Source organism: Craterilacuibacter sinensis (assembly GCF_009831765.1).
Lineage (GTDB): Bacteria > Pseudomonadota > Gammaproteobacteria > Burkholderiales > Chromobacteriaceae > Craterilacuibacter > Craterilacuibacter sinensis.
The window spans coordinates 54,021-62,261 of the sequence record NZ_WSSB01000015.1 but is presented as its reverse complement, the minus strand read 5'-3'; the positions used below and the strand labels follow the sequence as shown (position 1 = coordinate 62,261).

Here is an 8,241-nt window from a genome sequence, read left to right as displayed (position 1 = left end):
GCTATGGAAGACGGTCTGCGCTTCGCTATTCGCGAAGGTGGCCGTACTGTTGGTGCCGGTGTCGTCGCCAAGATCATCGCCTAATCAGGCGCGGAGAATAGTATGCAAAGCCAAAAAATCCGCATCCGCCTGAAGGCGTTTGACTACAACCTGATCGATCGTTCGGCTCAGGAAATCGTTGAGACTGCAAAGCGCACCGGCGCTGTTGTGAAGGGTCCGGTTCCGCTGCCGACCAAGATCGAGCGTTTCAACATTCTGCGTTCGCCGCACGTGAACAAGACTTCCCGCGACCAGCTGGAAATCCGTACTCACCTGCGTCTGATGGACATCGTGGACCCTACCGACAAGACGGTTGATGCTTTGATGAAGCTCGACCTGCCGGCTGGCGTTGACGTGGAAATCAAACTGCAGTAATCAGATATTCGCGATGCAGTTACGCTAAGTTATTGCATTGTATGAATTTTCTGTGATACATTTGCGGACTCGCAATTTTGCGAGTCCGCTTTTGTTTTTGTATGCTGGTCAATCGTAATCGGCACCTGCAAAAGGAAATAAACATGACTTTAGGTCTAGTCGGACGCAAGGTCGGCATGACCCGCATTTTCGCTGAGGATGGTGCTTCCATCCCTGTGACTGTGCTGGATATGGCTTCCAACCGCGTTTCGCAAATTAAAACCTCCGATGTGGATGGTTACACTGCTGTTCAGGTCGCCTTTGGCGAGCGTAAGGCAAGCCGCGTAGTTAAGGCTGCCGCTGGTCACTTCGCCAAAGCTGGCGTTGAGGCTGGTCGTGGGATGCGTGAATTCACGCTGACCGCTGAAGAGCTTTCCGCTTTCAAACCTGGCGATGCTATTACCGTGGAAATTTTCCAGGTAGGTCAACTGGTCGATGTGACCGGTACCTCCAAGGGTAAGGGCTTCTCGGGTGTGATCAAGCGTCACAACTTCTCGTCCAACCGCGCATCGCACGGTAACTCCCGTTCGCACAATACCCCAGGTTCTATCGGTATGGCGCAGGATCCGGGTCGCGTGTTTGCTGGTAAGCGTATGGCCGGCCAGTACGGTAACGTCAAGAGCACGGTTCAGTGCCTCGAGGTTGTTCGTATCGACACCGAGCGTCAGCTGATTCTGGTTAAGGGCGCTGTGCCTGGTGCTACGAATGGCGACGTGATGGTTCGTCCAAGTGTGAAGGCGGGTGCGTGATGGAATTGAAAGTAATCAATACCCAGGGTCAGGCTGTAGAGAACCTGCTGGCGTCTGATGCGCTGTTCGGTCGCGACTACAACGAAGCTCTGGTTCACCAGGTTGTGACTGCATTCCTGGCGAATGCTCGCAGCGGTAACCGTGCGCAGTTGACACGTGCCGAAGTTAGCCACTCGACCAAGAAGCCTTTCAAGCAGAAAGGTACTGGCAATGCTCGTGCCGGTATGACTTCGTCCCCGATTCGTCGTGGCGGTGGTCGTGCTTTCCCGAACAAGCCGGACGAGAACTTCACCCAGAAGGTTAACCGCAAGATGTTCCGTGCCGGTGTTGCGACGATTCTGTCCCAACTGGTGCGTGATGAGCGTCTGGTCGTGGTTGACAGTCTGTCGGTTGAAACGCCGAAGACCAAGGAATTCGCAGGTGTTGTGAAGTCCATGGGTCTGGAACAGGCACTGTTCATCACCAAAGAGCTCGATGAAAATCTTTACCTTTCGTCGCGTAACCTTCCTAACGTTCTGGTGATCGAAGCCCAGCAAGCTGATCCGTACAGCCTGCTTCGCTTTAAGAAGATTGTGATCACTCGCGACGCTGTCAAGCAACTTGAGGAGCAGTGGGCATGAATCAAGAACGTCTGATGCAGGTTATCCTCGCTCCGATCGTGTCCGAGAAAAGCACGCTGATCGCTGAGAAGAACCAGCAAGTTGCTTTCCGCGTTGTGACCGATGCCAACAAGACCGAGATCAAGGCTGCTGTCGAGCTGCTGTTCAATGTCAAAGTGGCCGCTGTTGCAACGATTAACGCCAAGGGTAAAACCAAGCGTTTCGGTCGCACATCGGGTCGTCGCAAGGACTGGAAAAAGGCTTATGTTAGCCTGGTGCCAGGTCAGGAATTTGATCTGACCGCAGCGTCCGCGGAGTAAGGAGATAGAGCATGCCTATCGTTAAAGTTAAGCCAACATCTGCCGGTCGCCGCGCAGTTGTCAAGGTTGTACACCCCGACCTGCATAAGGGCGCGCCTCACGCCGCTCTTATCGAAAAGAAAAATTCGACAGGTGGTCGTAACAATAATGGTCACATCACTACCCGTCATATGGGTGGTGGTCACAAGAAAAACTATCGCCTTATCGACTTCCGTCGTAACAAAGATAGTATTCCGGCCAAAGTTGAGCGTGTTGAATACGATCCGAACCGCACTGCGCACATCGCACTGTTGTGCTATGCAGACGGCGAACGTCGTTATGTGATCGCCCCGCGTGGCGTTAAGGCCGGTGAAGTTCTGCTGTCCGGCGCTGAAGCGCCGATCAAAGCCGGTAATGCGTTGCCAATCCGTAATATCCCGGTTGGTACGACCATTCACTGCATCGAGCTGCAGCCAGGCCGTGGCGCCCAGCTGGCACGCTCCGCTGGTCAGTCCGCTATGCTGCTGGCTCGCGAAGGCATCTACGCGCAGCTGCGTCTGCGTTCGGGTGAAATCCGCAAGGTTCACGTTGACTGCCGCGCCACGATTGGCGAAGTGGGCAACGGCGAACACAGCCTGCGTAAGATCGGTAAGGCCGGTGCAAACCGCTGGCGCGGTATCCGTCCGACCGTACGTGGTGTTGCAATGAACCCGGTGGATCACCCACATGGTGGTGGTGAAGGCCGTACTGGTGAAGGCCGCGTGCCGGTTAGCCCATGGGGCCAGCCGACGAAGGGCTTCCGTACACGTCGCAACAAGCGTACCGACAATATGATCGTACGCCGCCGCTATTCCACTAAAGGTTAATTGAAATGGCACGTTCGCTTAAAAAAGGCCCGTTTGTTGATCTCCACTTGCTGGGTAAGGTGGATGCGGCGCGTGCAACCAGTGACAAGCGTCCGATCAAGACTTGGTCGCGTCGTTCGACCGTCCTGCCGGACTTCATTGGTCTCACGATTGCTGTTCACAACGGTCGCACTCACGTTCCGGTCTATATCTCCGAGAACATGGTTGGTCACAAACTGGGTGAATTCTCTCTGACTCGTACCTTCAAAGGCCATGCTGCCGATAAGAAGGCTAAGAAGAGGTAAGGTGAAGCGATGAGAGTATCTGCACATTTGAAAAACGCTCGCTTGTCGGCACAGAAGTGCCGCCTGGTGGCCGATCTTATCCGCGGTAAGTCCGTTGATGAAGCCCTGAACATTCTCGCATTCAGCCCTAAAAAAGGTGCTGAACTGCTGAAGAAAGTGCTCAACTCGGCAATTGCCAATGCTGAGCATAACGAAGGCGCTGATATCGACACCTTGGTGGTGGCGACCGTTTTTGTTGACAAGGGTCCGAGCCTGAAGCGCTTTACGGCCCGCGCCAAAGGTCGTGGCAATCGCATCGAAAAGCAGACTTGCCACATTACGTTGACCGTAGGCAATTGAGGGGTTAGCAATGGGTCAGAAGATTCATCCGACGGGATTCCGTCTTGCCGTTACTAAGAACTGGTCTTCGAAATGGTACGCCAGCTCCCAGGATTTCCCTGGCATGCTGTTGAAAGATATCGAAGTCCGTGAGTTCCTGAAAAAGCGTCTTGCTCACGCATCCGTAGGTCGTGTAGTGATCGAGCGTCCGGCCAAGTCCGCACGCATTACGATTCACAGCGCACGTCCGGGTGTGGTGATTGGCAAGAAGGGCGAAGACATCGAGCTGCTCAAGCGTGATCTGCAGAGCAAGCTGGGTGTGCCTGTGCACGTTAATATCGAAGAAATCCGCCGTCCTGAAGTGGATGCGCAAATCATTGCCGACGGCATTGCTTCTCAGCTCGAGAAGCGTGTGATGTTCCGTCGTGCCATGAAGCGCTCCATGCAGAACGCCATGCGCATGGGTGCCCTGGGCATCAAGATCATGAGTGCTGGTCGTCTGAACGGTATCGAAATCGCCCGTACCGAGTGGTATCGTGAAGGCCGTGTGCCTTTGCACACTCTGCGTGCTGATGTTGATTACGCGACTTCTGAAGCCAAGACCACCTACGGTATCATCGGTATCAAGGTTTGGGTCTACAAGGGCGATCTGAAGCCGGGTCAGGTTCAGGCTGCTCCAGTAGCGCCTGAGAAGAAAATCAGAAAGTCGGGGGCACGAAATGCTGCAGCCAACTAGACTCAAGTACCGTAAACAGCACAAAGGCCGTAACACCGGTATCGCCACCCGTGGTAACAAGGTGAGCTTCGGTGATTTTGGTCTGAAGGCTGTGGGTCGTGGCCGTCTGACCGCGCGTCAGATCGAGGCAGCTCGTCGCGCCATGACTCGTCACATCAAGCGTGGTGGTCGTATCTGGATTCGTGTATTCCCAGATAAGCCGATCACCTCCAAGCCTGCCGAAGTACGTATGGGTAACGGTAAAGGTAGTCCGGAATTCTACGTGGCAGAAATCCAGCCTGGCAAAATGCTGTATGAGATGGACGGTGTAGCTGAAGAGCTCGCCCGCGAAGCTTTCCGCTTGGCCGCAGCAAAATTGCCGATCGCCACTATGTTTGTGATTAGACAGGTAGGTCAGTAATGAAAGCGTCCGAACTGAGAGCAAAGAACGTGGACGAGCTGAAGGTTGAACTGTTGAGCCTGTTGAAGGCCCAGTTTGCCCTGCGCATGCAAAACGCCACGCAGCAGCTCGCCAAAAACAGTGAACTGAAGAAAGTTCGCCGCGACATCGCTCGTGTGCGCACCATTCTGAAAGAGAAGGCTGCTTAATATGAGCGAAATCAAAATGGTACGTACGCTGACCGGTAAAGTCGTCAGCGACAAGATGGACAAGACTGTAACCGTACTGGTCGAGCGCAAGGTTAAGCACCCGATCTACGGCAAGGTGATCCGTCTTTCCAATAAGTTCCACGCACACGACGAAGCCAACGAGTATCGTGAGGGTGATCTGGTTGTTATCAGTGAATCCCGTCCGCTCTCGAAGACTAAGACGTGGGTGGTAACCAGCCTGGTCGAGAAAGCTCGTCAGGCGTAAAGCTTGCAGAGGGGGCAGCCCCTCTGTATAATGGCCACTTCCCCATCATGTCTGGTGGGGATCTGCCCTTACGGGGTCCAAAACTGGCCGTTAGATACGCCGCAATTATTGCGGCGTTTCATCTGTGAAGTCGCTCAGCAACGCAGCTGACCTATCAGATGAAAGTGACGGGGTAAGTTGGATAAAAAAGGTAATCATAAATGATCCAAATGCAGACCATGCTTGAGGTCGCGGATAACACTGGTGCACGTCATGTCATGTGCATTAAAGTGTTGGGCGGCTCCAAGCGTCGCTACGCTAGCGTTGGCGATATTATCAAGGTGACCATCAAGGATGCTGCTCCGCGCGGCCGCGTCAAGAAAGGCGACGTATACAACGCTGTTGTTGTACGTACTGCCAAAGGCGTTCGTCGTCCAGATGGCTCGTTGATCAAGTTCGACGGTAATGCTGCGGTATTGCTGAATGCCAAACTTGAGCCTATCGGCACTCGCATCTTCGGGCCTGTTACGCGTGAACTGCGTACCGAGCGTTTCATGAAGATCGTGTCGCTGGCACCGGAAGTGCTGTAAGGAGCTAGCATGCGCAAGATTCGCAAAGGTGATGAAGTCGTAGTAATCACCGGTAAAGATAAAGGTAAGCGTGGCACCGTGTTGCGTTCGCTGGAAGGTAAAGTTGTTGTTGAGGGCGTTAACGTCGTCAAGAAACACATGAAGCCAAATCCGGTACGCGGCATCGCAGGCGGCATCGTTGACAAGACCATGCCGATTGACGTGTCCAATGTGGCCATTTTCAACACCACCAGCCAGAAGGCTGATCGTGTTGGCTTCAAGACACTTGAAGACGGTCGCAAGGTGCGTGTGTTCAAGTCCTCCGGCGAAGTCGTCGGGGCTTAAGGAGTCAACATGGCACGTCTTTACGATTTTTACAAAGAAACGGTTGTTGCTGATCTGGTAAAACAGTTTGGTTACAAATCGATCATGGAAGTACCGCGCATCGAGAAGATCACCCTGAACATGGGTGTAGGCGAAGCTGTTGCGGACAAAAAAGTCATGGAATTCGCCGTGGGTGATCTGCAGAAGATCGCCGGCCAGAAGCCAGTTGTGACCACCGCTCGTAAGTCGATCGCCGGCTTCAAGATTCGTGATCACTACCCGGTTGGCTGCAAGGTGACGCTGCGCCGCGAGCGTATGTACGAATTCCTGGACCGCCTGGTTACGATTTCGCTGCCACGTGTACGCGACTTCCGTGGTGTGTCCGGCAAGTCTTTTGACGGCCGTGGCAACTACAACATGGGCGTTAAAGAGCAGATCATCTTCCCGGAAATCGAGTACGACAAGATCGATGCTCTGCGTGGTATGAACATCACCATCACCACCACGGCGAAGACTGACGAAGAGGCCCGCGCACTGCTGGCTGCTTTCAAGTTCCCGTTCAAGGGTTAAGCACATGGCAACACTTGCACTGATTAACCGTGAAGAGAAGCGTACCAAAACTGTTGCAAAATTTGCAGCAAAGCGCGAAGCACTCATCGGCATTATCAACAACCAAAGTCTGTCTGACGATGAGCGCTTTGCTGCTCGTCTGAAGCTGCAACAGCTGCCGCGTGACGCTAGCCCGGTTCGCCAGCGTCGCCGTTGCGCTATCACTGGTCGTCCACGTGGCGTTTTCCGCAAATTCGGTCTTGGCCGTAGCAAATTGCGTGAGATCGCCATGAAGGGTGAGATTCCTGGCGTTACAAAGGCCAGCTGGTAATAGGAGAAAACGAATGAGCATGCATGATCCTATTTCCGATATGTTGACCCGCGTTCGTAACGCTCAGCGTGCTTCGAAGGTTTCGGTTTCTATGCCGTCTTCCAAGCTCAAGGTCGCTATCGCTCAGGTTCTGAAAGAAGAAGGTTATATCGAAGACTTCGCCGTTGCCGGTGAAGAAAAGAAGCCTTCTCTTGATATCCAGTTGAAGTACTACGCTGGTCGTCCGGTCATCGAACGTATCGACCGTGTATCGCGCCCTGGTTTGCGCGTATACAAGGGTTCGAACGAAGTCCAGAAGGTCCTGAACGGCCTGGGCGTGACCATCCTTTCGACCTCCAAAGGTGTGATGACCGATCGCAAGGCACGTGTTGCCGGCGTCGGTGGTGAACTCCTTTGCATCGTGGCGTAAGGGGAGGGTTTAATGTCTCGCGTAGCTAAAAATCCCGTTGCGATTCCAGCCGGCGTTGAAGTTAAATTCACCGCAGAAGAAATCGTTGTTAAAGGCCCGATCGGTAGCCTGAGCACTGCTTTGTGCGCAGACGTTGCCGTTAAGCTGGATAACAATGAGCTGACTTTCGCAGCCCAAAATGACAGCAAGTTTGCACGTTCCATGTCCGGTACGCTGCGTGCTCTGCTGAATAACATGGTTATTGGTGTTACCAAAGGCTTCGAGCGCAGGCTCCAGCTGGTGGGCGTGGGCTATCGTGCCCAGGCTCAAGGTGATGCTGTAAACCTTTCTCTCGGTTTCTCCCATCCGGTCGTCCACAAGATGCCGGCAGGTGTTTCGGTTGAGACCCCGTCTCAGACCGAGATCCTGATCAAGGGCGCAGATAAGCAACAAGTCGGCCAGGTAGCAGCGGAAATCCGCGCATATCGTTCGCCAGAGCCTTATAAGGGCAAGGGTGTTCGCTATGTTGGCGAGGTTGTGACGCTGAAAGAAACCAAGAAGAAGTAATTGAGGCACTGACATGGATAAGAAACAAACTCGACTCCGCCGCGCACGCAAAACTCGTGCGCGCATTGCGGAGCTCAAGGTGGTGCGTCTGTCTGTACACCGCACCAACTGCCACATTTACGCTCAAATCATTGATGCGACCGGTAGTGTTGTGCTTGCCAGTGCTTCCAGCCTGGAAGCCGAAGTGCGCGCAACCATTACCAATGGTGGCAACGTAGATGCAGCTGTTGCAGTCGGCAAGCGTATTGCCGAAAAAGCTAAGGCTGCAGGCGTTCTGCAGGTTGCCTTCGACCGTTCGGGCTTCAACTACCACGGCCGTATCAAGGCCCTGGCTGATGCAGCTCGCGAACACGGCCTGCAATTCTAATTCGGAGTGA

19 protein-coding genes are annotated in these 8,241 nt (G+C 53.8%); all 19 read left to right on the top strand.

Annotation, left to right across the window (positions count from 1 at the left end; translation table 11 throughout):
- Positions 1-84 (top strand): EF-Tu C-terminal domain-related protein (locus tag GQF02_RS14235; RefSeq protein ID WP_220789499.1); only part of this gene is annotated, 84 nt, incomplete at its 5' end.
- Positions 85-102: 18 nt separating this feature from the next.
- Entirely contained in the window at positions 103-414 is a 312-nt protein-coding gene (gene rpsJ, locus GQF02_RS14230) for a 30S ribosomal protein S10 (protein ID WP_008955635.1), read from the top strand.
- Positions 415-557: 143 nt separating this feature from the next.
- On the top strand, positions 558-1,202 hold the full coding sequence (gene rplC, locus GQF02_RS14225) for a 50S ribosomal protein L3 (RefSeq protein ID WP_124735783.1): 645 nt from the start codon (positions 558-560) through the stop codon (positions 1,200-1,202).
- Complete coding sequence (rplD, locus tag GQF02_RS14220) at positions 1,202-1,822, top strand: 50S ribosomal protein L4 (RefSeq protein ID WP_124735809.1); 621 nt, start codon at positions 1,202-1,204, stop codon at positions 1,820-1,822. The genes rplC and rplD overlap by 1 nt, the downstream gene beginning before the upstream one ends.
- On the top strand, positions 1,813-2,121 hold the full coding sequence (rplW, locus tag GQF02_RS14215; protein ID WP_124735782.1) for a 50S ribosomal protein L23: 309 nt from the start codon (positions 1,813-1,815) through the stop codon (positions 2,119-2,121). The genes rplD and rplW overlap by 10 nt, the downstream gene beginning before the upstream one ends.
- Positions 2,122-2,132: 11 nt before the next feature.
- On the top strand, positions 2,133-2,966 hold the full coding sequence (gene rplB, locus GQF02_RS14210) for a 50S ribosomal protein L2 (protein WP_124735781.1): 834 nt from the start codon (positions 2,133-2,135) through the stop codon (positions 2,964-2,966).
- A 5-nt stretch (positions 2,967-2,971) separates the two neighbouring features.
- Positions 2,972-3,250: a 30S ribosomal protein S19 gene (gene rpsS / locus GQF02_RS14205; RefSeq protein ID WP_124735780.1), complete on the top strand. Its 279-nt coding sequence runs from the start codon at positions 2,972-2,974 to the stop codon at positions 3,248-3,250.
- A 9-nt stretch (positions 3,251-3,259) separates the two neighbouring features.
- Positions 3,260-3,589, top strand: a complete 330-nt coding sequence (gene rplV / locus GQF02_RS14200; protein WP_124735779.1) for a 50S ribosomal protein L22 — start codon at positions 3,260-3,262, stop codon at positions 3,587-3,589.
- Between the two features lie 10 nt (positions 3,590-3,599).
- Positions 3,600-4,304, top strand: coding sequence for a 30S ribosomal protein S3 (gene rpsC, locus GQF02_RS14195; protein WP_124735778.1), 705 nt, complete (start codon positions 3,600-3,602; stop codon positions 4,302-4,304).
- On the top strand, positions 4,288-4,704 hold the full coding sequence (gene rplP / locus GQF02_RS14190; protein ID WP_124735777.1) for a 50S ribosomal protein L16: 417 nt from the start codon (positions 4,288-4,290) through the stop codon (positions 4,702-4,704). Before rpsC ends, rplP begins: the two co-directional genes overlap by 17 nt.
- On the top strand, positions 4,704-4,892 hold the full coding sequence (gene rpmC, locus GQF02_RS14185; protein WP_124735776.1) for a 50S ribosomal protein L29: 189 nt from the start codon (positions 4,704-4,706) through the stop codon (positions 4,890-4,892). Before rplP ends, rpmC begins: the two co-directional genes overlap by 1 nt.
- A gap of 1 nt (position 4,893) precedes the next feature.
- A complete protein-coding gene (gene rpsQ / locus GQF02_RS14180) occupies positions 4,894-5,157 on the top strand; it encodes a 30S ribosomal protein S17 (RefSeq protein ID WP_124735775.1) in 264 nt (87 codons plus the stop codon).
- A gap of 200 nt (positions 5,158-5,357) precedes the next feature.
- Positions 5,358-5,726 carry a 50S ribosomal protein L14 gene (gene rplN, locus GQF02_RS14175; protein WP_124735774.1) on the top strand — a complete coding sequence of 123 codons (369 nt, stop codon included), beginning with the start codon at positions 5,358-5,360 and terminating at the stop codon, positions 5,724-5,726.
- Positions 5,727-5,735: 9 nt separating this feature from the next.
- Complete coding sequence (gene rplX / locus GQF02_RS14170) at positions 5,736-6,050, top strand: 50S ribosomal protein L24 (protein WP_124735773.1); 315 nt, start codon at positions 5,736-5,738, stop codon at positions 6,048-6,050.
- A gap of 9 nt (positions 6,051-6,059) precedes the next feature.
- Positions 6,060-6,599, top strand: coding sequence for a 50S ribosomal protein L5 (gene rplE / locus GQF02_RS14165; RefSeq protein ID WP_124735772.1), 540 nt, complete (start codon positions 6,060-6,062; stop codon positions 6,597-6,599).
- Between the two features lie 4 nt (positions 6,600-6,603).
- Positions 6,604-6,909: a 30S ribosomal protein S14 gene (rpsN, locus tag GQF02_RS14160; protein ID WP_124735771.1), complete on the top strand. Its 306-nt coding sequence runs from the start codon at positions 6,604-6,606 to the stop codon at positions 6,907-6,909.
- A gap of 13 nt (positions 6,910-6,922) precedes the next feature.
- Positions 6,923-7,318 carry a 30S ribosomal protein S8 gene (gene rpsH, locus GQF02_RS14155; protein WP_124735770.1) on the top strand — a complete coding sequence of 132 codons (396 nt, stop codon included), beginning with the start codon at positions 6,923-6,925 and terminating at the stop codon, positions 7,316-7,318.
- Positions 7,319-7,330: 12 nt separating this feature from the next.
- A complete protein-coding gene (gene rplF / locus GQF02_RS14150; protein WP_124735769.1) occupies positions 7,331-7,864 on the top strand; it encodes a 50S ribosomal protein L6 in 534 nt (177 codons plus the stop codon).
- Positions 7,865-7,877: 13 nt separating this feature from the next.
- On the top strand, positions 7,878-8,231 hold the full coding sequence (gene rplR, locus GQF02_RS14145; protein WP_124735768.1) for a 50S ribosomal protein L18: 354 nt from the start codon (positions 7,878-7,880) through the stop codon (positions 8,229-8,231).
- Positions 8,232-8,241: the final 10 nt, after the last annotated feature.